This is a genomic window from Candidatus Phycosocius bacilliformis, assembly GCF_003112735.1.
GTDB lineage: Bacteria > Pseudomonadota > Alphaproteobacteria > Caulobacterales > Aquidulcibacteraceae > Aquidulcibacter > Aquidulcibacter bacilliformis.
Map to the genome: position 1 here is coordinate 244323 of NZ_BFBR01000004.1, position 22773 is coordinate 267095.

Consider the following 22773-nt stretch of genomic DNA (forward strand, 5'->3'; position numbering starts at 1 on the left):
AGATCACGTTCCTGAGCTAAAATGCAAGCGTTGTTGTCTTTGATGAAGCCATTTTGAAAATGGGGTGCCATTCAAGCAACACATGACATCTCTTCGACAGTTTATGATGCTCGCGGCCCGGAGGCCAAGCAGCAGACCTCATTGTAGACCTTAGCAGGGCTTGTGCTTTATTCTGCAAGGGTCCGGCTCAAGCCGGATGCCAAACCAAGGGATGGGGTTGATGACAAGCATTGAAATCGTCGAGGTCGGAGCCCGAGACGGTCTGCAGAACGAGCCTGATATCCTGCCAACCGCCACCAAACTGCAAATGATCAATTTCGCCATTGCAGCAGGTGTTCGCCGCATTGAGACAGCCAGTTTCGTCAATCCGCGGCGGGTGCCGCAAATGGCCGACGCTGAAGACGTGATGGCGGGTCTGCCCGACACCGATGCGGTCACTTATATTGGCTTGGTCCTGAATGAACGCGGTGCAGAGCGCGCTTTGGCTACCAAAGTGCATGAATTGGGCGCGGTCGCCGTGGCGAGCGACAGCTTTGCCATGCGCAATCAAGGCCAAACCAGCGCAGAAAGTGTTGAGGTTGCCAAACGGATCGTTGACATGGCCAAGGCGGCAGGACGGTCCGGCCAGATCACAATATCTGCGGCTTTTGGTTGTCCGTTCGACGGCGAAGTCGACCCAGACCATGTGGTTGCGATGGCTGCAGCATTGGCCGAGGCAAACCCGCGCGAGATCGCATTGGCAGATACGATTGGCGTGGCCGTTCCCAGCCAAGTTAAGGCGCTGATCGGCCGGGTACGCGCGGCCATTGGCACCATCCCCATCCGCGCCCACTTCCACAATACACGCAACACGGGCCTCGCAAATGCCTGGGCGGCGCTGGAAGCGGGGGCTGCGACGCTGGATTCAAGCTTGGGTGGGCTTGGTGGCTGTCCGTTTGCACCCAAGGCCACCGGCAATATCCCCACCGAGGATTTACTCTATCTGTTGCACCGCTCAGGTGTGGCAACGGGTATTGATCTTGATGCCATGATCGGGACTGGCCAATGGCTGAGCAATGTCATGGGCCGACCTTTGCCTGCCATGCTGAGCCGGGCCGGCAATTTTCCGCCGTCGCCTGCCCATAGCGGAGCAGGCGCATGACAGAGGCGACCGGACCCCTGCAAGGGCTGCGGGTGATAGAGCTTGGCGTCCTGCTGGCAGGTCCATTTTGCGGGCAGATTTTGGGCGACCTCGGCGCTGAGGTGATTAAGGTCGAGCCACCGGGCCAAGGCGACCCGCTGCGCCAATGGGGTACGGTGAAGAAAGATGGTCATGGCCTGTGGTTTCCCATCGTCGGGCGAAACAAGACGTGTGTAACGATTGACCTTCGTCAGGCCGAAGGTCAGGCCATTGTGAAGGACCTCGTCCGCGAAGCCGATTTTCTGCTGGAGAACTTTCGGCCCGGCACCCTGGAGAAATGGGGCTTGGATTATGAGACGTTGGCGGCAATCAACCCGCGTCTCATCATGATCCGGGTGTCCGGCTATGGTCAGACTGGCCCCAACAGCCCCAAAGCAGGCTATGCCAGCGTGGGAGAAGCTATGGGGGGCATGCGCTATGTCATGGGTGAGCCAGACCGCATGCCGTCACGCGCTGGAATCTCCATTGGTGATAGTTTGGCTGCCACATATGCCGCCATTGGGGCCTTGGCTGCCCTTGAGCACCGTCACCGCACGGGCAAAGGCCAGATCGTCGATTCAGCCATTTATGAAGCCTGCTTTGCCATGATGGAAAGCCTGATTCCCGATTATCATTTTGGCGGCTATATACGTGAACGGACAGGCTCATTCCTGCCCAAAATCGCCCCCTCCAACATTTATCCAGCCAGCGATGGCATGGTCATCATTGCTGCCAACCAAGACACGGTGTGGCGGCGGCTGGCCGAGGCCATGGGCCGGGCTGAGTTAGCCGATGATCCCCGCTTTCTCACCCATGTCGCGCGGGGGGAGCATCAAGGCGAGCTTGATGGCCTGATCAGCGCCTGGAGCAGCCAGATGACCATTGCGGAGCTGGAGGCCTGTTGCGAGGACCATGGTGTGCCGTGCGGACGGATTTATCGCGCGCCTGATATGTTGGCTGATCCCCACTTTGCAGCCCGGCAAGCCATTGTTGAAGTGGATCATCCCCAGCTTGGCCCGTTCCCAATGCCAGCAGTCTTCCCAAAACTGTCTGCCACACCCGGGAATGTGCGCTGGACCGGACCGGAATTGGGCAGCCATACAGAAGCGGTGTTGCGTGACCTCTTGGGCTATTCGCCCGACAAGATTGCACACCTACGGACAAGCGGGGTCATCTAGCGACTGCTGTCGTCAAAAAGGCCCGGTTGAGGGGGGGCTTTCGGTTCAGGCAGGCCAAACAATTGATAGGCCCGGGCCGCGGCAACCCGCCCACGTGGGGTGCGCATGATGAAACCCTGCTGCATGAGATAGGGTTCAATCACATCCTCCACACCGTCGCGGGCTTCTGAAATGGCGGCCGCCAAAGTCTCCACGCCCACGGGCCCGCCGCCATAAGTCTCCACCAATGCGCGCAGATAGCGGCGGTCGAGCATATCGAGGCCATCAGGATCAATGTCGAGGCGGGCCAGACCATGGGCAGCCGTCTGCGCATCAAGTTGGCTGCCAAATGCGTCTGCAAAATCGCGCACGCGCCGAAGCAGGCGCACGGCAATGCGCGGAGTTCCCCGTGCCCGCCGGGCAATCTCCTTTGCCCCGTCATCGGTCAGAGGCGCACCCAATTTGGCGGCAGCACGCTTGAGAATAACCTCCAAATCAGCGACGCTGTAAAAGTCCAAACGGGAAACAATCCCGAACCGGTCCCGCAAGGGGGTGGACAATAACCCCGCCCGTGTGGTCGCCCCCACCAATGTGAAGGGAGATAGATCGATCCGGATCGACCGCGCCGACGGGCCTTCGCCAATCACAAGATCGAGCGCATAATCTTCCATGGCTGGATAGAGAATTTCCTCCACCGCCGCCGGAAGGCGATGGATTTCATCGATGAAAAGGACGTCGCGGGGCTCCAGATTGGTCAAAAGGGCGGCCAGATCCCCTGCTTTGGCAATCACCGGCCCAGAGGTGGTTTTCAGATTGACGCCCAACTCACGCGCCGTGATCTGGGCCAAAGTGGTCTTGCCCAAACCCGGTGGACCAAACAGCAACACATGGTCCATCGCATCCCCGCGGCCCTTGGCAGCTTGGACGAAGATTTCAAGATTGGCCTTCAACTCATTCTGGCCAACAAACTCGTGGAAGCCAGAGGGACGAAGCGCGCGATCAAGCGTATCACCGGCGCGCAGGTCAGCCGACACCAAACGGTCGGCAGATGGCGAACCATCCACCCCAGGGCCTGTCTGACTCATCGGCCTATCTCCTTCAGAGCAGCCTTAACCAGGCCGCCGACATCGGCTGTCTCACCCAATGCACGGCTGGCTTGGGCAACTGCCCGCGAGGCTTCAGCCTGCCCGATGCCCAAATTGACCAAGGCAGAAATCGCCTGATTGCGATCGGCTTCGATCGGGGCTGTTGGCACGGGCGCATGGGTCGTTTCCGCCGCCACAGGTAAAGCGCTGCCGCCCTCGCTAAAGCCGGTGCTGGCTGATTGGCCCATCAGACTGGGCGGCGGTGGACGGCCTTTCAGCTCAGTGGCAATGCGGGCAGCCAGCTTCGGACCGACACCATTGGCGCGCGCAATGCTGGCCTTATCCTCCAAAGCTGCCGCTTCCATCAATTGGGTGGGGCCCAGAACATCAAGGATGGCCAAGGCCACCTTGGCGCCCACGCCGCTAATGTCCTGCAGGCGGGCAAACCACGCCCGTTCAGCGTCGGACAAAAATCCATAAAGCTTGAGGGAATCCTCACGCAGCTGGGTCTCGATGAACACATGCACAGCAGCACCTGGTCCCAGCCGCGCCAAGGTACGGGTGCCAGCAAAGACGAGATAGCCAACGCCTTGAACCTCAATCAAGGCGCGGTCTTCACCAACCGCCGCGACCAGACCCTTTAAAGACCCAATCATGCTTTGACAGCCATCAGACGGGGATTGCTGCGCCGCTCTGCGGCATGACAGATGGCTGCAGCCAGCGCATCGGCGGCATCGGCACTGACTGTACCTGATTGGGGCAGCAAGCGACGGACCATGAAGGCAACTTGATCCTTCTCTGCCCCGCCTGTTCCCACCAAGGCTTTCTTGATGTGGCGCGTCGCATATTCGCTGACATGCACCTGGTGGCGCGCCAGAATGGACAGAGCAGCCCCGCGCGCATGGCCCAAAAGCAAGGCTGATTGTGCGTTCTTGGCCATAAATACCTCTTCAACCGCGGCTTCGGTTGGATTGTAGAACTCAAGCACGTCTATCAGGCCGCTGGCAAGCAAACCCAGTCGTTCCGGCAAAGCCAGTTTGGGCGGTGGCGCGATGACACCATGGGCGATCCAGCTGATCCGCGCGCCCTCGCAGGCGATCACGCCCCAGCCTGTGCGCTGCAGACCTGGGTCCAAACCCAAAAGGATCGTTTGAAGTGCCATGCTTTGCATCCCATAAAGCGAATCACTGCCTTGGTGCACGCAGGAGTTTAACAGAACATAACCAGAACGACAAAGCCGTGCTATTTTTTGACCAAAAGGGCAGCTGTGACCCATCCATCGCTCGAGTGCCAATGCGCGACCAGTTGGAAATCATGACAAGCGGCGGTGAGATCGTCGAGGTCAAGCTGACGGGCGGCACCGAAGCGCAAAAGCTGGCCTGCAGCCAGCCGACCCAGTTGATCTGGTCGGCCAGCTGGCGTCCCTGATCCACTCACCAACGCGGCAAAATGGACCTGACGCGCGCAGGCATCATAATAGATACGGGGTTCCAATCCCTGAGCCTTGCCCAGCCGTGCCAGGGCATTGCGCACCAAAGCCTGACCGAAATCGAGATAGGTGGCCTCCATCAATGCCCCGTCCCGGCTCTTCTCAAGGCTCACCAGCAAGAAGTCCCCGGCCTTTAGAGCATCATGGGCACCTGTGAGCCAAGCCTGGCGCGCCGATGGGCTCAATAGACCAAGGCAGCCAGCTGATAGAACAGCCAAGCTTGCGCCCGTGCCAACGGCCGGCAAGTCCCATTGACTGGCCTGCGCGCCAGGCGGTGCCACACTGATTTGCGCTGTGCTCGCGCGGTCTTGCACCGAATCCAGCACGCGGGGATCAATGTCAGGATTGACCAAGACCACGGCTTTCGGCCGCTCAAGCTGGCCGAGGATCAGGGCAGCCCGCAATCCAGCAAAAGGACCGGCATCAATCAGGCGCGCGGCTGGCCCGATGCGATCAACCAGCTCAGGCAGAATGCGATCAAGGATTTCCCGCTCACCCCGCTCCACATGCGGCGGCGGTCCATCAAGACCCAATTCGATCGGAAAGTCTGTCTGACCTGCCTGTAGGTCGGCTTGTGCCAGCTGGATCAGGTCCACGCCACATCCATCCTCTGATCCACGCGCAACATCTGCAATCCACTCAATCAATCGTCAATCCTGCACCGGCATTGCGCAGCGCGGTGGACGATAGAGGATTCCACCGGGCGGGTATATAGACCCAAGCGGGCGGGACTGCGCCGGGACAAAGTGCTGCCTTCTCCAACTTCAGGCGCGCGTGCGGGAAACGGCTGGCCAATCGGCCAAGCCGGGCTTTGGGTCCTGCACCTGGCCGCGAAACGACACAGATGGGGATGAGGCGGGCAATCTCTTGCCAGCCACGCCAGCGTTCAAAGCCAGCCAGATTGTCCGCACCCATCAGCCAGACAAAATGCACGCCGGGAAACCGCCGCTTCAGCGCGCGCAACGTGTCGATGGTGAATTGGGTCTTCAAGCGGGTTTCAATGTCGGTGACCACCATATGGGGACCGCGTGCGACACTGCGGGCCGATGCGAGACGGTGCTGCAGCGGGCTCGACTTTGGCTTGAGGGGGTTCTGCGGCGACACCAGCCACCACACACATTGCAATCCCAGCCGCGCGCGCGCAGTCTCGGCCACATGGGCGTGGCCAGAATGGGCAGGATCAAAAGAACCACCGAGGAGCCCGACCTTCATCCCTCGCGGCGCTTGGAGCGCGTGTCGCATGTCTTCCGATTACGGGAGAGTGAGGCTGAGGGGAAGGGGTTATGCTCACCTTGAGGATTGTTTGCCAATCAATTGCTGCCCCACAGACCCAGTTTATCCCACCATCATCGAGTCAGACTGGGCAAAGAGACGGGTTGGGTTGGATTGGGCTCGGTCCGCCGATAGGCCAAAGCCTCGGCAATATGAATCCGGCGCACCCCATCCACACCATCCAAATCCGCGATGGTACGTGCGACCTTCAATGTGCGGTGGTAGGCACGTGCTGATAGGCGCAAGGCATCCGCTGCTTTGCCCAACAAGTCCCGGCCAGGTCCGTCAGGCGTTGCCACCCGATCGAGCACAGCCCCGCTGGCAATGGCATTGGTCGCAATGGCCAAACCGTCGCCGCGGTAGCGTTCGGCTTGGGCGGCGCGGGCTTGGGCGACGCGCTCAGCTGCCTCAATTGTCCCCTCAAGACTCGCGGGAAGGGCAAGATCGGCTGCGGTAACGGCAGGAATATCAATCTGCAAATCGATGCGGTCAAGGAAGGGACCAGAAATCCGCGATTGATAAGACACCATGCACCGCGGAGCCTTGCCACACGTACGTCCGGCAGCCGCCCCGCAACGACAGGGATTCATCGCCGCCACCAATTGGAAGCGCGCCGGATAGGTTACATGGCGATTGGCACGCGCGACGACGACTTCACCAGTCTCCAAGGGTTGGCGCAGGGCATCAAGTGCTTGGGCTGAAAACTCAGGCAATTCATCAAGAAACAAGACGCCATGGTGCGCAAGCGAAACCTCCCCTGGTTTGGCCCGAAGACCCCCGCCCGTGAGGGCAGCCATGCTGGCCGAATGATGCGGCGCGCGGAAGGGGCGGACGCGGGTCAAGCTGCCACGTTCGAGCATGCCAGCCACCGAATGCACCATGGATACTTCCAGCAATTCGCGTGCATTCAGGGGCGGCAATAGTCCGGGCAGGCGCTGGGCCAGCATAGACTTACCGGCCCCCGGCGGGCCGACCAGCAGAAGATTGTGACCACCTGCTGCCGTGATCTCCAAGGCCCGTTTGGCCTGTTCCTGCCCGCGCACATCCTTGAGGTCTGCCACCGGCGCTGCGTCGAGCAATGGGCCGGGTTGGGCCAGTTCCAAAGGTCGCGCCCCTCGCACATGGTTGATGAAGGCCATCAGACTCGACACACCGATCACCCGCCCGCCTGACCAAGCCGCCTCAGCTGCCGATGCCTCTGGGCACACAAGGGTTAAGTCTTCGCCATGTGAGGCCATGGCAGCGGGAAGGGCCCCGGCAATTGGCTGCCAGTCACCGTCCAAGCCCAATTCCCCCAACACCGCCAGGCCATCGACCGCGTCAGATGGCAGCACGCCCATCGCGGTCAGCAAGGCAACCGCAATCGGGGCGTCATAATGGGAGCCTTCCTTCGGCAAGTCCGCTGGTGCCAAATTGACCAGCACACGCTTTGACGGGATCGACAGGCCGATGGCGGCAAAGGCTGACCTCACCCGCTCACGGCTCTCGGCAACCGCTTTATCAGCCAAGCCGACGATGGAAAAATAGGGATTAGCCCCGGCATCGGTGATTTGAACCTGAACATCGACGCGGCGTGCCTCTGCCCCGTCAAACGCCCAGGTTACCAGTCGCGCGACCATGTTGTTGATTCCGATCTATTGTTTCGCTTCCGAACTATCCACACGCCAACTACAAAATGGAACATACATCGAACATAAAACGAACAAAAGACTATTTATGGCGTCGGGCAGTACAAATTTACTTACAACGCTTGTGAACAAATCTCCTACCACAAAGTAAGGTCTAGCTCAATTTGCGTGCAATCGCGTCCCACATCAGGGCGACGGCATTCACGCCTGAGAACGCCTTCATCGCCAGGGCACCGGTTGGCGAGGTGACATTGATCTCAGTTAAGCGACCCGCAATCACATCAATGCCGACAAACATCAGACCGCGTTCCTTCAAGGTTGGCCCAATCGCCTTGCAGATCGCCAGATCAGCATCGCTTAGGCTGACTGGATGGGCTGTGCCGCCGACGGCAAGGTTGGACCGAATATCATTGCCCTTGGGCACGCGGTTGATCGCGCCAACCGGCTCGCCATCGACCAGAATGATCCGCTTGTCGCCCTCAAATACCCCCGGCACAAAGGCCTGCACCATCAACGGGTCCCGACTGGTGGTAAAGAACAGGTCCAGGAGCGCACCGAGATTGCCGTCATCGGGCTTGATACGGAAAACCGCGGCCCCTGCATTGCCAAACAAGGGCTTGACCACAATGTCCTTATGGGTGGCCTGAAAGGCCTTGATCGCGGCGATATCGCGCGACACCAAGGTTGGCGGCATGAGATCGGGGAACATCAAGGGGATGATTTTTTCCGGGCTGGAGCGAACCCAGAACGGATCATTCACAACCAAGGTCCGGCCTTTGAGAAACTCCAACAGATGGGCAGCAGTGATATAGGACATGTCAAACGGCGGATCCTGACGCATCAGCACCACATCCACATCGTCGGCGAGATCAAGTAGCGTTTCTGCGCCCAGGGTCACATGATCGCCCTTGACGCGCTGAACCTGCGCCGGTCGGGCACGCGCCAGCACTTTGCCTTCCTGCCAGCTTAAATGCTCAACCTGATAAACAAACAGCTGATAGCCGCGGGCCTGCGCCTCTTCGGCCATGGCAAAAGTGGTATCGCCATCAATATTGACGTGCTCGATCGGGTCCATCTGGATGGCGACACGCAGGGGTCGAGATTGGGTGGGGGCTTGGCTGGCAGACACGGATGAAAACTCGCTAGTTGAGTTTGTGGCGTAGAGACATAAGCCGGTCATCACTGTCCGGACTTGGCCCCTGTAGGTGGCTTGCCCGCTGCGCCCATTCAAGGGCAACACGGATTTGACCGGCAGCTTCGGCGGCGGCTGACGCATCAAGCAAAATGCCGGGATGGTCTGGGGCCAGAAACGCGCGACGTTGGGCCGCGCGCAGCCAAGCGTCCGCCCGACTCCCCGCTTTGGCACGCGCGGCCAAATTGGTTTGCAAGCGGATTGCCATAACCCGGTCTGATACCGGGGTCAGCATGGCGCTGCTCAATTGATCCAGTCCCATACGGCTGGCGATCTCGGTCAAACCGTCCTGATCCAGAATCGCCCCACCCGCCAGTGGATCAAGGAAAACCGGCCCATCTGGATTGTCCAGTCGCAACAGGAAATGACCGGGCGAATCCACGCCCGCCAAGGCCGCCTCGCTCAAGCGTGCTACATGGCGCCACACAATGCCAAGCCCGACGGGCAGGCCCTTACGTGTCGTCAAAATGCTGATGAGATCGGCATTTTCGGGTGCATCATAAGGCAAGCCCACCCCGGCAAATCCCATTTCGCCAAAAATCAATTGAGACAAAGCCAAAGCAGATTGCGGTCGCCGCGACAGAGCCAGCCGGGTTAGGTCATCCAACACCGCAAGCGCTTCACCAACATCCCGATTGGGGTTTTCATGCAGGGCACAGGCCAAGGCACAGGCTGTTAGGTCAAACCGCTCGACCGGCATGGCTGCGCAGGCCTTGATGGCAGCCTCGGCCTCTGCTCGGGTGGTCGGTATCATCTGCGGCGAGCCCGGAACGAAATCACATTATTGGCGTTGGCATAGGGCGGGATCATAGGATCGTGCTGAGGCCGCCAGGCATCGCGCACATGCAATGGCCAGCGCCAAGGTTGCACCACAATCAGGTCATAGCGCCAGCTGAAATGGCGGGTCCAGTCGCGCCGGGCAGTCCAGCCTGTCGCTGCCCGCACGATACGCGCCATTTGTTCAGAACGCAGAATGTCGGCTGGATCAATGCCTCGTTGGCGCATCTTTACTTCAATGAAGACAAGGGAATCACCGCGCCGAGCAATCAGATCAATCTCGCCGCTTGGGGTCTGGACGCGTCGGCCCAGAATGGCATAGCCCTTCACGTGCAACATGAGGGCGGCCAGATGCTCCGCCCAGCGGCCCGATTTTTCGGCATGGGCACGCTGGCGACGGGTCATGGGACTGCCTGCCTCATCTCAGCAATGAGCTCAAGGGCCCGGCGATAGACATCCTTGCGCGGCAGGCCGGTCTCCAACGCAATAGCCGCAGCGGCATCTTTCACGCTGTGCTGGGTCAGAGCAGCTGAAAGGATCGCATCAAGATCAGCGGTTTCCCGTGTCGGGGCTTGCGCACTATGCCCGCCCACCACAACCACGATCTCCCCACGCGGGGCCCCGCTTTGAGCATAAAAATCTGCCAATTCAGACAAGCGACCACGTCGGGTCTCTTCATAGAGTTTGGTCAATTCGCGGGCGACACACGCCGGCCGATCACCGAGAACCTTGACCATGGCTGCCAGACTATCGGCCAAACGCGGTCCTGATTCATAAAAGATCAGTGTCGCGGCAATCCCTGCCACCTCTTGCAAAAAGCTGGCGCGTGCACCGGCTTTGGCGGGGGCAAAGCCGGCAAAGAAGAATTGTGCCGACGGCAGGCCCGAGACGGTCAAGGCTGCTAGGGCCGCCGAAGCGCCTGGCACCGCCAGAACCCGATGACCAGCCGCGATCACGCCTTGGGCCAGACGCTCCCCCGGATCGCTAACGCCCGGTGTCCCCGCATCGGAACAAAAAGCCACGGCCCCACCGGCATCCAGCACAGCCAAAGCAGCCGCGAGGCCCGATGCGGTGGCGGCCTCGTCACAGCGCACGACCCTTCCTGTTACCCCATGCAGGCCCATCAAACGCTTGGTCACACGTGTGTCTTCAGCCAAGATCAGGTCACACGCGCTTAAAGTCCGAACCCCACGGGGGGAAAAGTCCCCCAGATTGCCAATCGGGGTGGCCACCAAATAAAGCCCGGATTCCAGCAGCAATTTCATCGGCGCATCCAGCAGATGTGATTGCGCCAAATCGGTCTGCCGCCTAGACTTAGGCCCGTTGTTCAAGCTTGAGTTGGCCATGTCATCCGTTTCTCTGTCGTCAGGATTATGCTTTCCGTCCCGGATGGCAAGCCTAAAACCCGCTCTAGGTGTCAGTGCGGCTGTGGTGATGGCCGTTACATTGGCCTCGTGTGCGTCGACTCCCGCACCGCCACCCCCGCCACCGCCGCCGCCACCGCCCGTGGTCCAAGCGCCGGTCAATCCTTATGTCATCAAGGCAACAGCCAAACTGACCCCGCCGCATATGAGCGGCCGCAAGATTGTGCGCGTGGCGTTGCTGGCACCGTTCAGCAGCGACAATCCGGCTATTCGCAACGAAGCCCAAACGCTGCAAAGTGCCGCTGAGCTTGCATTATTTGAGCATGGCGACGCCTCCATGCTGCTGATCCCAAAGGATTCTGGTGACACAGCCGATTCTGCGCGTGAAGCCGGTGTGGACGCCATTCGATCGGGTGCTGATTTCATTTTGGGCCCTTTATTTGCCAGCGGCGTCAGCGCCATTGCGCCCTATGCGCGGGCCAATGATGTGCCGATGTTTTCTTTCTCCACCGATACCAGTGAAGCCGGGAAGGACATTTATGTCCTGACCTTCCTGCCAGAGGATGAGGCCCGCCAGATTGTAAGCTATGCCGCAAGCCAGGGCATCAAGCGCTTAATCGTCTTGGCGCCGGAGGGCCGATTTGGTGACCGGGTGGCCGGGGCTGCGCGCGAGGCGGCCCAAAGAGCTGGGCTCGAATTTATCAGTGATGAGCGTTATGATCCTCGGGCGGCTTCCATGAGCGGGGCGATTGAGGCTGCCCGCCGGGTGGCGTCGCGGGTCGGCGGCAGCACTGCGACACGTGATACCGCGATCCTGATGCCCGAACGCAGCGCCATGTTGCGCAGCTTGGTCCAGACCTTGGGTCAGGGCGGCGCCACAGCGCGGCGGGTGCGCTATTTGGGGACAGGGCTGTGGAATGAGCCCGAGACATTAAATGACAGCCGCATGGCCGGGGCTTGGTTCGTGACCCAAGATGTTGCGGCCCGCAGCGTTTTCGAACAGCGTTTCAATACGGCCTATCAGCGCCGCCCAACCCGCTTGGCCGGTATGGGCTATGATGCAACAGCCATGCTGGCGCGGATGACGCGCGATGGCAATCGGGCAGGCGCGTCGGCGCGCGCCATTGAAGCACCCGACGGCTTTACCGGCGTGGATGGCCTGTTCCGTTTCCGCAATCATGTGGTCGAGCGCGGCATGGCCGTGCATGAGGTTGTCAATCGCGGCAGCAAAGTGGTTCAGCCTGCCCCCAAGACATTTTCCAATTAATCCAATTGCAGGAGTTGTTTGATGGGACAGATTCAGGTGCGGCCCTTGGCACACACAGATCGGGCTGTCTGGGAACAATTATGGCAAGGCTATTTGAGCTTCTACAAGGTTGAAAGTTTCTCCCCGGAGGTGACTGAAGCGACCTGGCAACGCCTATTGGATCCCCATGGGCCTTTGCATGGTTTGGTGGCCGAGGAGTCTGGCGAGGTCCTAGGCTTGGTCCATTTCCTCTACCACCCCTCAACCTGGACGATCGGACCTTATTGTTATCTGCAGGACTTGTTCACCTTCCCCGCCGCCCGGCGTCGGGGCGTTGGCGAGGCTTTGATTGAGGCGGTCGCCGATGCCGCCCGGGCTCAAAACGCAGCGCGCGTCTATTGGCTGACGCAGGAATCCAATGCCGCCGGGCGCAGCCTTTATGACAAGGTGGCCCGCCATCTGGGCTTCATTCACTATCTAAAGACGTTGTAAGCGGTCACAGAGCGGATCACAGGCTCTGAATCTTCCGGCCTACCTTATTGGCATACATGGCCTCATCGGCGCGCGAGAGCGCCCGTTCACCGGTATCATCACGCTCGAAGCAATAGGATCCATAGGCCGCCGCAATCTTGAGCCGGTGTCCTAAATAGTTGATTTCGCACCGCGAAATTGCATCCGCCAGCTGGGCAGCTTTGCGCCGCGCATCCTCAGGACCTGCCTTGGCCAAAATAACGGCAAACTCATCGCCCCCAACCCGGCCCACCAAATCGCTTTCGCGGATATTGGCGGTCAGCGTCTCACCCACAGCCAGCAGGACGGCATCACCTGCCGGGTGACCAAAGCGGTCGTTGATTTGTTTAAAGCCATCGAGATCAAAATAGACCAAACTGGCTTGAACCTCGTAGCGATTGGCAAAGCTGATAATGCGGTTGAGTTCACGCTCGAAGGCGCGCCGGTTAAACACCGGCACCAATGTATCACGATCTGCCAATTCTTCTGCTTGGCGCAAACGGTCCATCAAGCGCGCGCGATCTGCCTGAAGACTGGCGACCTGATCCGACAAATGCTTCAAGGCCCGGCGCACATGCGGGGTCAATTCAGCTGCTGGAATTCCAAGCACTGCTGGCCGGTCGGCCTGAGCCGGAGCAGCAACATCACGGGTTGATCCCTCTGGCGAATGATCAGCATGAGACGGGCGCTGCGTCCGGGTCTTCTTGGCCGCGACAGCGGCTTGGGTTGCCCGCTCCAGGGCCAGCTTGGGCTGCAGTGACGACACGGCCGCCGCTGGTCTGCCTTCGCCCTGATGCTGTGCAAACGACAATCCTGACGCTCCCAAGCCTGAACAAACCCGACGCCTGCGCACAGGCACAGACCCGTTGTAAAGCACATGAACGCGGCCGCAAGCCACCTGACTCATGTCTCATTGGGTCTGCGCTTGAATGGTTAACAAGATATTTACATCCGGCTGAATTCCAGCTGCTCTTCCCTTTCGCCCGCATTCAGCCTAGAAGCCCCGCTTTCAAAGGCTGCGGCGGGCAGGTTTGTTCGCCAACCAGCCCCATCCAATGATGGTGGCCAGATGGTGGAAAGCAAAACTTATGGCTGAATCCCGTCGTGAAATCCCCGCTGTCGGATTGATCATGGGTTCGCGCTCGGACTGGGAAACCATGATCGAGGCTGCCAAGATTCTGGATCTGCTTGAGGTCCCCTACGAGGCCCGCGTGGTGTCGGCCCATCGGACCCCCGACAAAATGACCCAATATGCCAAGGACGCCAAAGGCCGCGGCCTTCAAGTCATTATCGCTGGTGCGGGTGGGGCTGCGCATTTGCCGGGCATGGTTGCGGCCATGACCACATTGCCGGTTCTGGGTGTGCCGGTTCGATCTGCCGCTTTATCAGGGCAAGATAGCCTCTTATCCATCGTCCAAATGCCCAAAGGCATTCCAGTTGGGACTTTGGCGATTGGCCCGGCAGGCGCTGCCAATGCCGCTTTGCTCGCGGCTTCTATTCTGGCCTTGCGTGACGAGGCGCTGGCCACCCGCTTGACTGCCTGGCGCGATGCCCAGACAGAGGCGGTTGAGGATGATCCACGCGGATGAGCCAAGCTGTAACCAGTCTGCCACCTCTGTCCCGCATTGGCATTCTGGGCGGGGGGCAATTGGGCCGCATGTTGGCGCTGGCCGCGGCTGAATTGGGTTTAGATTGTGTGGTGTATGAACCAGAGGCCGATTGCCCTGCGGGCCGTGTAGCAACACGCTGCATCACCGCGCCTTGGGATGATCAAGCAAGTCTGGCTGCCTTTGCCCAAGCGGTGGATGTCATCACGTTTGAGTTTGAAAATGTCCCTGCTGCTTCTTTGACGTTCCTGGCCAGTTGCAAGCCGATCCGACCCGGCCTTGCATCCTTGACCCAGACACAGGACCGGCTTGTGGAAAAAACATTCATCCAATCACTTGGCTTGGCGACCGCCCCATTCGCGGCTTGCGACAGTCTTGCCGACCTGGAAGCTGCGGCCGCGCAGATCGGCCTCCCCGCCATTCTGAAGACCCGCACCCTCGGCTATGACGGCAAGGGTCAAATTCGCCTGCGCGCGGCTGATCACTTGGCACAAGCTTGGCAGGACTTGGGTGGTCAATCAGCCATTCTGGAAGGCTTTATCGATTTTGACCGCGAGGTCTCTGTCATTCTGGCTCGGGCGCACACGGGCCAGATTGCTGCTTTTGATGTGCCGGAGAATGTCCACAAAGCCGGTATTCTGCACACCTCAACTGTCCCGGCGCGCATATCAGCCGATCTGGCTGCCAAGGCGGTCGCTCAAGCCAGCAGCATTGCAGATGCGCTCGACCATATCGGTGTTCTCGCGGTTGAGTTTTTCGTCGTCGGCGCCGATCAGCTCATCGTCAACGAGATTGCGCCGCGTGTGCACAATTCAGGCCATTGGACACAGGATGGTTGTGCTGCCGACCAGTTCCAACAACATATACGCGCCATTGCTGGCTGGCCACTGGCTTCACCCCGCCGCCACACCAACCAGATTATCATGACCAATCTGATCGGTTCTGATATTGAGGCTTGGCAAGGCCTGTCGGCAGAGCCCGACACCTATGTCCATCTTTATGGCAAGCGTCAGTCCCGCGAGGGACGCAAAATGGGCCATGTCAATCGCTTGAAGCCTTAAGGCCGAGGCTGGGGCCCATAGCGCAGACGGGTAATCAACCCCAATGGATCAGGCAAACGATCCACCAATTGATTGACTTGGGCTTTCACCTTTTCAAACTGCATCACCCCACTCAACTGGCGGTCGAGAAATGCCCAGGTCGGGGCATTGTCATCGCTATCGTCCTGCAACCAGAAAGCCAGAGTGGCAAGATGGACGCCTAACAGGATGGTGCGCTTGGAATAATAGTTAAAGTCGGTCGACCAATCCCCCATAGAGGTCCAAGCCCTGTCAGCCGCGCGCCAGCCGATCCGCAAAGCATCGGCGGCATTATTGGGCATGGCCAGATAAATCGCAGCCCGACGCAGGCTTTCCTTGTGCGTGGCCAGCGCCTCCAACCGGACACGCACCGCCAATCGTGCCTTGTCACGAATTTTGGTCCCCGGCTCACACGCCTCGATCGCCCGCTCCATCGCCCGCTCAGCACGGTCAAACCAAGCATCGATAAGGTCAATCGCCCCGCGCGGGGCCGCCAGCATGGCTTCGCCCTCGCTCAGACCTGCGGCCAAACGCGCACGATCCAAGCTCGCCGGGAACCAGCCCGAAAAGCCCGCCTCATCCAGGGCGGCGTCCAAAAAACGGTCCCGCAAGGCCGAAACTGGGTCGTGGCGAGAGATCGGGTGCGTGAGATCGGCAGAAGGTGTCATGGGCATAAAATAGGTCAAGCGCGTGGCTTGGTCCATGGCTGTTTTCGCAACTGACATGATTCAGCGTCATGAGGTGGACAATGGGGCCTGATTTTTGTATGTCCCGCGCTCAACTTTCACTTGGCTGGTTTTCCAGTCGTTCGTTCAATTCATAGGGGGCTCCCCTGGTTCAGATCCTTGTGCGCGACAACAACGTCGATCAGGCGTTGAAAGCACTGAAAAAGAAGATGCAGCGGGAAGGTACTTTCCGCGAAATGAAGCGTCGCAATCACTTTGAAAAGCCTTCCGAGAAGCGTGCTCGTGAAGATGCAGAGGCCGTGCGTCGCATGCGCAAGCTGCAGCGCAAGCGTGCACAGCGCGAAGGCTTGGTTCTGAAGCGCTAATTCACCGGCTTTGTCGGGCAAAGGACCGCCGTCAGGATAACCTGGCGGCGGTTTTTGTGCGTTTGTGCCTGCTTGACGTCATTGGCCAGCCCCGCCATGGGGAAAGAACACAAAGGGCATTTTGATGCAGGACCTTCCAACCGCTGGCCGCTTTGACGGTCGCACCCATTATCTGCCGGTGCGCATCTATTACGAAGATACCGATATGTCGGGTATCGTCTATCATGCGAATTATCTGCGCTATTTTGAGCGCGCGCGTTCCGACTTTTTGCGGCTGGCCGGTATCCATCATTCGCTTTTGCTGGCGCGCGACCCACCTCTGGCCTTTGCCATTACCAGCATGGACATCAAGTTTAAGAAGGCAGCCCGCATTGATGATGCGCTGGTGGTGCGCACCCATTATGATGCCATCCAAGGGGTACGCCTGATCATATCCCAAACGATTTTTCGCGGCGCGGAAGTCATTGCGACCGCAGCAGTTGAGGCCGTCACCATTGATTTGGACGGCAGGCCACGGCGACCCTTTAAGGAATTGGCCGAACAATTGGGGCCCTATTTGAAGCCCGCAGACAGTCAGGCAGGCTGACTTTACGCGGGCTTGCGCCGCCGCCGCAACGCATTCTTGACCCGGTTCCACGTTTTATAGCGTTCCATGGCCGGCAGGGGATCAAGATTGGTGAGGAATTGTTCTGCGCATGCCCGCCAGGAAAAGCCCTCTGCATACTGCCGGACCGCAGCGCGATCGAGGGTCAGGCACGTCTTGATACTGGCGGTCAAATCTGGACCAATAGCCCCGGCACCCGAGCCCGGGATAATGTCTTTCGGGCCGGGCGCAACAAAGGCTGCCACTGGGGTCCCTGTCGCCATAGCCTCAAGGATCACGAGGCCAAAAGTGTCGGTAAAGCTGGGGAAGACAAATACGTCTGCATTGGCATAACAGCTTGCCAGCTCAGTCCCGAATTTGGCACCCAGAAACTTGGCTTCAGGAAAACGGGTTTCCAGATCGGCGCGGGCCGGTCCGTCCCCCACCACGACTTTGGTGCCTTCCAGATTGCAGGCCAAAAATGCCTCGACATTCTTCTCAACCGATACCCGACCAACATAGAGATGGATGGGGCCTTGAAATCCAGAAAAAGGGCCCCTGTCGGGCTGACGCAAGGCCGGATTAAAGAGGTCGGTATCCACGCCCCGGCTCCACATGGCCAGATTTTTGAATCCACGAGAGACCAAGAGCTCCATCATGGTCGGGGTCGCCACCATGACGCGGCCAGCCATATTGTGGAACCAGCGCACATAGGCATAGCCCCAGCTCACTGGGATTGGGAAACGCGCCGAGACATATTCGGGATATTGGGTGTGGTAAGAGGTGGAGAACGGAAATCGATGCTGGATGCAAATGCGGCGCGCTGTTAGGCCCAAGGTGCCTTCGGTCGCAATATGGACCGCTTCGGGTTCAAACGCTTCAAACCGCTCTTCAATATCATCCTTGGCAAACAGGGCCATTTTGATTTCAGGATAGGTCGGCAGCGGAATGGTTTTATAGCCGTCATTGGGCGTAACCATCATCACATCATGGCCCATCTCGCGCAATTCCTGGACCGTGCGGGACAATGTCCGCACGACGCCATTGACTTGAGGTTCCCACGCGTCGGTTACCAGCATGATGCGCATGTTCAGGCCCTTGTTTTTTCCGTGGTCTCCTTACAGTGTGCCGCCACAAAAGGCCAATCTGGCCTGCACCTTGTGATTTTGACCCCGGATGTCGCCATGCTGACCGAAACTGAACTTCATGCCATCGATTCGCACAAATATATGGATGAAGTTGCCTGGGTTCAGCATCTGATCGACCAGAGCCCCTTGCGGGCGCATGTGCGCACCCAAGCCTTGAGCGACGCACAATTGATCGTGCGCAAGGCCCGCGAGCGGGCCAAGCCGGTGGGTGTGCTGGAAACATTTTTGGAAGAATTTGGGCTGACAACGCCTGAAGGCCTTGCCCTGATGTGTCTGGCCGAAGCCCTGTTGCGTGTGCCTGACCAAGAAACCGCAGACCGATTGATTGCGGAAAAGATTTCCAGCGGCGACTGGGGTGGCCGGGCTGGTAAGTCTGACAGCACCTTGGTCAATGCGTCGGTTTGGGGCCTGATGCTGACAGGCAAAGTGGTCGATGTCGGGGCCGAGGCGCGCAAGGACCTCGGAGCCTTCATGCACAAATTGACGCGCAAGGCTGGTGAACCCGTGATCCGCGCGGCGGTCGGCCAAGCCATGCGCATCATGGGTGAGCAATTCGTTCTGGGCCGCAGCATTGAAGCCGCCATCAAGCGGGGGCAGAGTGCGGTCCGCAAGCAAAGCGCCAGCCATTTTTCCTTCGATATGTTAGGAGAAGGGGCACGAACTGACGCCGATGCCGCCCGTTATGCCAAGGCCTATGCCGAAGCGATTGAGGTGGTCGGCAAAGCATCGGCGGGACTGGGCCCGATTAAGGCTTCTGGCATTTCAGTGAAGCTCAGTGCGCTATCGCCCCGTTATGAAGCCCGGCAAGCCGAACAAGTCCACCGCGCACTTTATCCAGTGGTGTTGGATCTGGCGATGATCGCCAAACGCCATGACATCGGCTTTTGCTTGGATGCGGAAGAGGCTGATCGGCTGGTGCTGTCGTTGGAACTGCTCAATCGTTTGGCCCATGCCCCGGAACTGGCTGGATGGAATGGTCTGGGTTTGGCCGTCCAAGCCTATCAGAAGCGTGCGCCTTTGACCGTCAACACGGTGATCGCAATTGCCCGATCAGCCAAGCGGCGCATCATGGTCCGGCTGGTCAAAGGGGCCTATTGGGATGCCGAGATCAAGCGCGCTCAAACCGCCGGGCGACCCGATTTTCCCGTCTTCACCACCAAGCCCGCCACGGATGTGTCTTATCTGGCCTGTGCCGACACCATGTTGCGCGCATCAGATGCCATTTACTGCCAATTTGCCACCCATAATGCCCATACATTGGCAGCTGTCCGGGCACTGGCCCAAGCAGCGGGGCAAATGGAATATGAATTCCAGCGCCTGCACGGCATGGGCGAGACCCTGTATGCGACCGCGCGCGATCTGTTTGGTGACCTAACCGTGCGGGTCTATGCGCCGGTCGGTGCGCATGAAGATCTGCTGCCCTATCTTGTGCGGCGACTTTTGGAAAACGGTGCCAATACCAGCTTTGTCCACGCCTTTTTGGATGAAGATGTGCCCGTGGAGCGGGTGGCGCGCGATCCCCTCACGGCGCTGGAAGCCGGTGCGCGTCGCCATCCCAAAGTGCCTGCCCCGCCTGCCCTCTATGGTCTGGAGCGCGCCAATTCCAAAGGCTTTGATCTCACGTTGGCCCCCGATGTCGCCCAACTCCACGAGGCTTTAGGCGCGCAAAGTGCGGCAAGCCCGGGCGCACAGCATTTGGATGCTGGCAGTCTCGCCATCACCGCCCCGCAGGACCGCCAGTTTCTGGTCGGGATGGTGGAAGAAACCCTGCCCGAGGATTTAGACAAGGCCTGTGACGTGGCCCATGCGGCCCAACCTGCATGGGACCGACTGGGTGGACGCTCACGGGCGCACATCCTGCAAAAGGCCGCCGACCTGATTGAAGCGGACCGGGCCCGCCTCATCAGCCTCTGCACATTGGAAGCTGGCAAGACGTTGCAGGATGGCATTGATGAGGTCCGCGAGGCTGTGGATTTCCTGCGCTATTATGCGGCCCAAGCAGCACGTGAATTCGATACGCCGCAGGAGCTGCCCAGTCCGGCTGGAGAAACCAATGAGCTCTCGCTGCATGGCCGAGGCGTGTTTGGCTGCATCAGCCCGTGGAATTTCCCGCTGGCGATTTTCATGGGCCAAGTCGCTGCTGCCTTGGCCGCCGGCAATAGTGTGGTGGCCAAGCCAGCCGAACAAACACCGCTGATCGCCCAAGCTGCGTGTGCAGCCCTGCATCAAGCCGGTGTGCCAGCCGATGTGCTGCATCTGGTTCTGGGGGATGGGCGGATCGGTGCTCATCTGGTCAGCAATCCACGGATCGCCGGAATTGCCTTTACCGGCTCCACAAGTGTCGCCCGCCTCATTGCCCGCACACTGGCCCATAAGGATGGCCCAATCGTGCCTCTGATCGCAGAGACCGGTGGCCTTAATGCCATGTTCGTTGATACCACTGCGTTGAAAGAGCAGGTGGTGGATGATGTGATCATTTCAGCCTTTGGCTCGGCGGGCCAACGCTGCTCGGCCTTGCGTCTTTTGTTCTTGCCGCATGAAACCGCTGATGCCGTGATTGACTGCCTGATGGGGGCGATGGACCAATTGGTCATTGGTGATCCGGCCCAGATCGCAACCGATATTGGCCCGGTAATTGATGGCGATGCCCACCGCCTTCTGGTTGAGCATGAAGCCCGTATGGCGCGCGAGGCCCGCATCTTGAAGAAAATCGACGTTGGGACACTGGCCGAGCGCGGGCATTTCTTCGGGCCGTGCTTGGTGGAGATCGACAGTCTGGAGGTGCTGGAGGGGGAGATTTTTGGCCCCATTCTTCATGTCATCCGCTACCACCCCGACCAGATCGCCCAAGTTGGCGCGGCCCTCGCTGCCAAGGGTTATGGGCTGACACTGGGCTGCCATACCCGGCTCGACAGTTTTGTTGAGGAGGTACAGGCCGCTGTGCCTGCGGGCAATTATTACGTCAATCGCACGATGATTGGTGCTGTTGTCGGGGTGCAGCCATTTGGCGGGGAAGGTCTGTCTGGAACCGGCCCAAAGGCCGGTGGGCCCCATTATCTCCATCGCTTTGCCACAGAACGGACCCGCACCATCAACCGTGCCGCCCAAGGCGGCGATCCGCGTCTGTTCAATTTGTAAGGTGGCCTCGGCTCAAGCGGGTGGGTAAGTTTGGGATGTTGGTTTTGCGCGGAACCGGACAACCCAAACCCACCCAGATCCCCGATCCGGCGGGGGGTGACAGCTTCAGAATAGTCTTCTTGCCGAGAGCCGCTGTCAGCCCGAACAGCAGAGCCGATGTTAGAGCTTCAGTTGGGCGTGTTCCAACCGCGGCAGGACATAGCGGCCAAACAGATCGCATTCTGTGGCATGGGGATAGCCTGACAGGATGAAGGCATCAAAGCCGACGTCGCGATAGGCATTGATCTTGGCGAGCACCTGATCTGGGTCGCCCACAATTGCCGCACCACAGCCAGAGCGTGCCCGGCCAATCCCGGTCCACAGATTTTCTTCGACATAGCCGTCATTGGCGCTGGCAGCCTCGCGCAATTCGGCCTGACGACGCACGCCTACCGACGTGGCATCGAGCGAGCGGGCGCGGATGGCATCGCCGGTTGCTGCATCAAGCTTGCTCAGCAGGCGATTGGCAGCCTCGCGGGCTTCGGCCTCTGTCTCGCGCACCACGACATGGACGCGGAACCCGTGTTTCAATGTCCGGCCATATGTGGCTGCACGTGCATTCATATCGTCCAAGACGGCCTTTGAATTGGCCACAGTATCGGGCCACATCAAATAGACATCAGCCTCTTGGGCGGCCACATCGCGGGCCTCTTCCGACAGGCCACCGAAATAGAAATAGGGCGATTGGCCCGAGACCGTGCTGATCCGAGGCGGTGCGAGATCAAATTGAAAGAACTCACCTTGATGCTTGACGTGCTGGCCATTCATCCAAGCGCGCAGGATTTTCATGGCCTCCAATGTGCGTGCATAGCGGGGAGCGGAGGCCATGGTTTCGCCGGGCATTTCAGATGAAATGAAGTTCACAGCCAGGCGACCATTCATCATCCGGTCGAGCGTGGCCAATTGTCGCACAATCTGTGGCGGCCACATCTCGCCCACCCGAATCGCCAGCAAAAGCCGGATTTTGCTGGTCAGTCCGGCAATCCCCGCAGCAAAGGCTGTGTTGTCGATTCCCAATTGATAGCCCGATGGCAGCAGGATGTTGTCGAAGCCATTTTTCTCCGCAGTCAGGGCAATATTGCGACAATGCTCCCAACTTGACTGCAAAGACGGCTCAATCTGGCCCAAAAACTCATAATCATCGTCGCAAAGGGCGGAGAACCAGCTGACTTCTACAGGGGTGCGGGCCATGATTATTTCCTCATACTGCCAAGAGGGCGTGTGTCGCCCGCTGTTATGCTTATGATGT

Annotated in this window: 23 protein-coding genes; 9 read left to right on the top strand and 14 right to left on the bottom strand. The window is 59.3% G+C overall.

The features are described from left to right. Nucleotides 1-220: 220 nt before the first annotated feature. A complete protein-coding gene (locus PbB2_RS08315) occupies nucleotides 221-1141 on the top strand; it encodes a hydroxymethylglutaryl-CoA lyase (RefSeq protein ID WP_108984909.1) in 921 nt (306 codons plus the stop codon). Continuing rightward, the gene (locus tag PbB2_RS08320) at nucleotides 1138-2337 is read left to right on the top strand and encodes a CaiB/BaiF CoA transferase family protein (protein ID WP_108984841.1); all 1200 of its coding nucleotides are present in this window, start codon (nucleotides 1138-1140) and stop codon (nucleotides 2335-2337) included. The genes PbB2_RS08315 and PbB2_RS08320 overlap by 4 nt, the downstream gene beginning before the upstream one ends. Here the strand turns inward: PbB2_RS08320 and ruvB are convergent. From ruvB to rsmI, 10 genes are all read right to left on the bottom strand, one after another. Then, nucleotides 2334-3401, bottom strand: coding sequence for a Holliday junction branch migration DNA helicase RuvB (gene ruvB / locus PbB2_RS08325; protein WP_108984842.1), 1068 nt, complete (start codon nucleotides 3399-3401; stop codon nucleotides 2334-2336). The genes PbB2_RS08320 and ruvB overlap by 4 nt on opposite strands. Then, entirely contained in the window at nucleotides 3398-4057 is a 660-nt protein-coding gene (gene ruvA / locus PbB2_RS08330) for a Holliday junction branch migration protein RuvA (RefSeq protein WP_108984843.1), read from the bottom strand. Before ruvA ends, ruvB begins: the two co-directional genes overlap by 4 nt. Further along, nucleotides 4054-4563 (bottom strand): crossover junction endodeoxyribonuclease RuvC, encoded by a 510-nt coding sequence (gene ruvC, locus PbB2_RS08335; RefSeq protein ID WP_108984910.1) that lies wholly within the window; start codon nucleotides 4561-4563, stop codon nucleotides 4054-4056. The genes ruvA and ruvC overlap by 4 nt, the downstream gene beginning before the upstream one ends. An 80-nt stretch (nucleotides 4564-4643) precedes the next feature. After that, nucleotides 4644-5486: an L-histidine N(alpha)-methyltransferase gene (locus PbB2_RS08340; protein ID WP_192576243.1), complete on the bottom strand. Its 843-nt coding sequence runs from the start codon at nucleotides 5484-5486 to the stop codon at nucleotides 4644-4646. Nucleotides 5487-5529: 43 nt separating this feature from the next. After that, nucleotides 5530-6132, bottom strand: a complete 603-nt coding sequence (locus tag PbB2_RS08345) for a nicotinate-nucleotide adenylyltransferase (protein ID WP_108984845.1) — start codon at nucleotides 6130-6132, stop codon at nucleotides 5530-5532. Nucleotides 6133-6236: 104 nt separating this feature from the next. Beyond that, complete coding sequence (locus tag PbB2_RS08350) at nucleotides 6237-7781, bottom strand: YifB family Mg chelatase-like AAA ATPase (RefSeq protein WP_108984846.1); 1545 nt, start codon at nucleotides 7779-7781, stop codon at nucleotides 6237-6239. Nucleotides 7782-7944: 163 nt separating this feature from the next. Further along, nucleotides 7945-8919 (bottom strand): glutathione synthase, encoded by a 975-nt coding sequence (gene gshB / locus PbB2_RS08355; RefSeq protein ID WP_272949225.1) that lies wholly within the window; start codon nucleotides 8917-8919, stop codon nucleotides 7945-7947. Between the two features lie 13 nt (nucleotides 8920-8932). Beyond that, a complete protein-coding gene (locus tag PbB2_RS08360) occupies nucleotides 8933-9736 on the bottom strand; it encodes a transglutaminase family protein (protein WP_108984848.1) in 804 nt (267 codons plus the stop codon). Then, nucleotides 9733-10164, bottom strand: coding sequence for a YraN family protein (locus tag PbB2_RS08365; RefSeq protein ID WP_108984849.1), 432 nt, complete (start codon nucleotides 10162-10164; stop codon nucleotides 9733-9735). Before PbB2_RS08365 ends, PbB2_RS08360 begins: the two co-directional genes overlap by 4 nt. Next, a complete protein-coding gene (gene rsmI / locus PbB2_RS08370) occupies nucleotides 10161-11054 on the bottom strand; it encodes a 16S rRNA (cytidine(1402)-2'-O)-methyltransferase (RefSeq protein WP_238164922.1) in 894 nt (297 codons plus the stop codon). Before rsmI ends, PbB2_RS08365 begins: the two co-directional genes overlap by 4 nt. 49 nt (nucleotides 11055-11103) lie before the next feature. On the opposite strand from rsmI, the gene PbB2_RS08375 reads away from it, so the two are divergent. Further along, nucleotides 11104-12390 carry a penicillin-binding protein activator gene (locus PbB2_RS08375; protein ID WP_133245760.1) on the top strand — a complete coding sequence of 429 codons (1287 nt, stop codon included), beginning with the start codon at nucleotides 11104-11106 and terminating at the stop codon, nucleotides 12388-12390. 21 nt (nucleotides 12391-12411) lie between these two features. Next, complete coding sequence (locus PbB2_RS08380; protein WP_108984852.1) at nucleotides 12412-12861, top strand: GNAT family N-acetyltransferase; 450 nt, start codon at nucleotides 12412-12414, stop codon at nucleotides 12859-12861. Nucleotides 12862-12877: 16 nt separating this feature from the next. Here the strand turns inward: PbB2_RS08380 and PbB2_RS08385 are convergent, their stop codons facing one another. Beyond that, a complete protein-coding gene (locus PbB2_RS08385) occupies nucleotides 12878-13645 on the bottom strand; it encodes a GGDEF domain-containing protein (protein ID WP_192576245.1) in 768 nt (255 codons plus the stop codon). Nucleotides 13646-13967: 322 nt separating this feature from the next. Between PbB2_RS08385 and purE the strand changes: the two genes are divergently transcribed. After that, nucleotides 13968-14468: a 5-(carboxyamino)imidazole ribonucleotide mutase gene (purE, locus tag PbB2_RS08390; RefSeq protein ID WP_108984911.1), complete on the top strand. Its 501-nt coding sequence runs from the start codon at nucleotides 13968-13970 to the stop codon at nucleotides 14466-14468. Next, the gene (locus PbB2_RS08395; RefSeq protein ID WP_108984854.1) at nucleotides 14465-15547 is read left to right on the top strand and encodes a 5-(carboxyamino)imidazole ribonucleotide synthase; all 1083 of its coding nucleotides are present in this window, start codon (nucleotides 14465-14467) and stop codon (nucleotides 15545-15547) included. The genes purE and PbB2_RS08395 overlap by 4 nt, the downstream gene beginning before the upstream one ends. Here PbB2_RS08395 and PbB2_RS08400 read toward each other — a convergent pair. Next, on the bottom strand, nucleotides 15544-16290 hold the full coding sequence (locus tag PbB2_RS08400) for a COQ9 family protein (RefSeq protein WP_108984855.1): 747 nt from the start codon (nucleotides 16288-16290) through the stop codon (nucleotides 15544-15546). The two genes, PbB2_RS08395 and PbB2_RS08400, sit on opposite strands and share 4 nt — an antisense overlap. A gap of 107 nt (nucleotides 16291-16397) precedes the next feature. Between PbB2_RS08400 and rpsU the strand changes: the two genes are divergently transcribed. Continuing rightward, on the top strand, nucleotides 16398-16616 hold the full coding sequence (rpsU, locus tag PbB2_RS08405) for a 30S ribosomal protein S21 (protein ID WP_085340600.1): 219 nt from the start codon (nucleotides 16398-16400) through the stop codon (nucleotides 16614-16616). 124 nt (nucleotides 16617-16740) lie between these two features. After that, complete coding sequence (locus tag PbB2_RS08410; RefSeq protein WP_108984856.1) at nucleotides 16741-17202, top strand: YbgC/FadM family acyl-CoA thioesterase; 462 nt, start codon at nucleotides 16741-16743, stop codon at nucleotides 17200-17202. Nucleotides 17203-17204: 2 nt separating this feature from the next. Here the strand turns inward: PbB2_RS08410 and PbB2_RS08415 are convergent, their stop codons facing one another. Further along, complete coding sequence (locus PbB2_RS08415) at nucleotides 17205-18287, bottom strand: glycosyltransferase family 4 protein (protein WP_108984857.1); 1083 nt, start codon at nucleotides 18285-18287, stop codon at nucleotides 17205-17207. 96 nt (nucleotides 18288-18383) lie between these two features. Between PbB2_RS08415 and putA the strand changes: the two genes are divergently transcribed. After that, nucleotides 18384-21485, top strand: a complete 3102-nt coding sequence (gene putA, locus PbB2_RS08420; protein WP_108984912.1) for a bifunctional proline dehydrogenase/L-glutamate gamma-semialdehyde dehydrogenase PutA — start codon at nucleotides 18384-18386, stop codon at nucleotides 21483-21485. A 159-nt stretch (nucleotides 21486-21644) separates the two neighbouring features. Here the strand turns inward: putA and PbB2_RS08425 are convergent, their stop codons facing one another. Beyond that, nucleotides 21645-22715: an LLM class flavin-dependent oxidoreductase gene (locus PbB2_RS08425; RefSeq protein WP_192576247.1), complete on the bottom strand. Its 1071-nt coding sequence runs from the start codon at nucleotides 22713-22715 to the stop codon at nucleotides 21645-21647. Nucleotides 22716-22773: the final 58 nt, after the last annotated feature.

What these genes read in the sequence shown, in the direction of transcription:
- PbB2_RS08315 (WP_108984909.1), top strand. Translation starts at nt 221, where the DNA reads ATGACAAGCATTGAAATCGTCGAGGTCGGAGCCCGAGACGGTCTGCAG.
- PbB2_RS08320 (WP_108984841.1), top strand. Translation starts at nt 1,138, where the DNA reads ATGACAGAGGCGACCGGACCCCTGCAAGGGCTGCGGGTGATAGAGCTT.
- ruvB (WP_108984842.1), bottom strand. Translation starts at nt 3,401, where the DNA reads ATGAGTCAGACAGGCCCTGGGGTGGATGGTTCGCCATCTGCCGACCGT.
- ruvA (WP_108984843.1), bottom strand. Translation starts at nt 4,057, where the DNA reads ATGATTGGGTCTTTAAAGGGTCTGGTCGCGGCGGTTGGTGAAGACCGC.
- ruvC (WP_108984910.1), bottom strand. Translation starts at nt 4,563, where the DNA reads ATGGCACTTCAAACGATCCTTTTGGGTTTGGACCCAGGTCTGCAGCGC.
- PbB2_RS08345 (WP_108984845.1), bottom strand. Translation starts at nt 6,132, where the DNA reads ATGCGACACGCGCTCCAAGCGCCGCGAGGGATGAAGGTCGGGCTCCTC.
- PbB2_RS08350 (WP_108984846.1), bottom strand. Translation starts at nt 7,781, where the DNA reads ATGGTCGCGCGACTGGTAACCTGGGCGTTTGACGGGGCAGAGGCACGC.
- PbB2_RS08360 (WP_108984848.1), bottom strand. Translation starts at nt 9,736, where the DNA reads ATGATACCGACCACCCGAGCAGAGGCCGAGGCTGCCATCAAGGCCTGC.
- PbB2_RS08365 (WP_108984849.1), bottom strand. Translation starts at nt 10,164, where the DNA reads ATGACCCGTCGCCAGCGTGCCCATGCCGAAAAATCGGGCCGCTGGGCG.
- PbB2_RS08375 (WP_133245760.1), top strand. Translation starts at nt 11,104, where the DNA reads ATGTCATCCGTTTCTCTGTCGTCAGGATTATGCTTTCCGTCCCGGATG.
- PbB2_RS08380 (WP_108984852.1), top strand. Translation starts at nt 12,412, where the DNA reads ATGGGACAGATTCAGGTGCGGCCCTTGGCACACACAGATCGGGCTGTC.
- purE (WP_108984911.1), top strand. Translation starts at nt 13,968, where the DNA reads ATGGCTGAATCCCGTCGTGAAATCCCCGCTGTCGGATTGATCATGGGT.
- PbB2_RS08395 (WP_108984854.1), top strand. Translation starts at nt 14,465, where the DNA reads ATGAGCCAAGCTGTAACCAGTCTGCCACCTCTGTCCCGCATTGGCATT.
- PbB2_RS08400 (WP_108984855.1), bottom strand. Translation starts at nt 16,290, where the DNA reads ATGTCAGTTGCGAAAACAGCCATGGACCAAGCCACGCGCTTGACCTAT.
- PbB2_RS08410 (WP_108984856.1), top strand. Translation starts at nt 16,741, where the DNA reads ATGCAGGACCTTCCAACCGCTGGCCGCTTTGACGGTCGCACCCATTAT.
- PbB2_RS08415 (WP_108984857.1), bottom strand. Translation starts at nt 18,287, where the DNA reads ATGCGCATCATGCTGGTAACCGACGCGTGGGAACCTCAAGTCAATGGC.
- putA (WP_108984912.1), top strand. Translation starts at nt 18,384, where the DNA reads ATGCTGACCGAAACTGAACTTCATGCCATCGATTCGCACAAATATATG.
- PbB2_RS08425 (WP_192576247.1), bottom strand. Translation starts at nt 22,715, where the DNA reads ATGGCCCGCACCCCTGTAGAAGTCAGCTGGTTCTCCGCCCTTTGCGAC.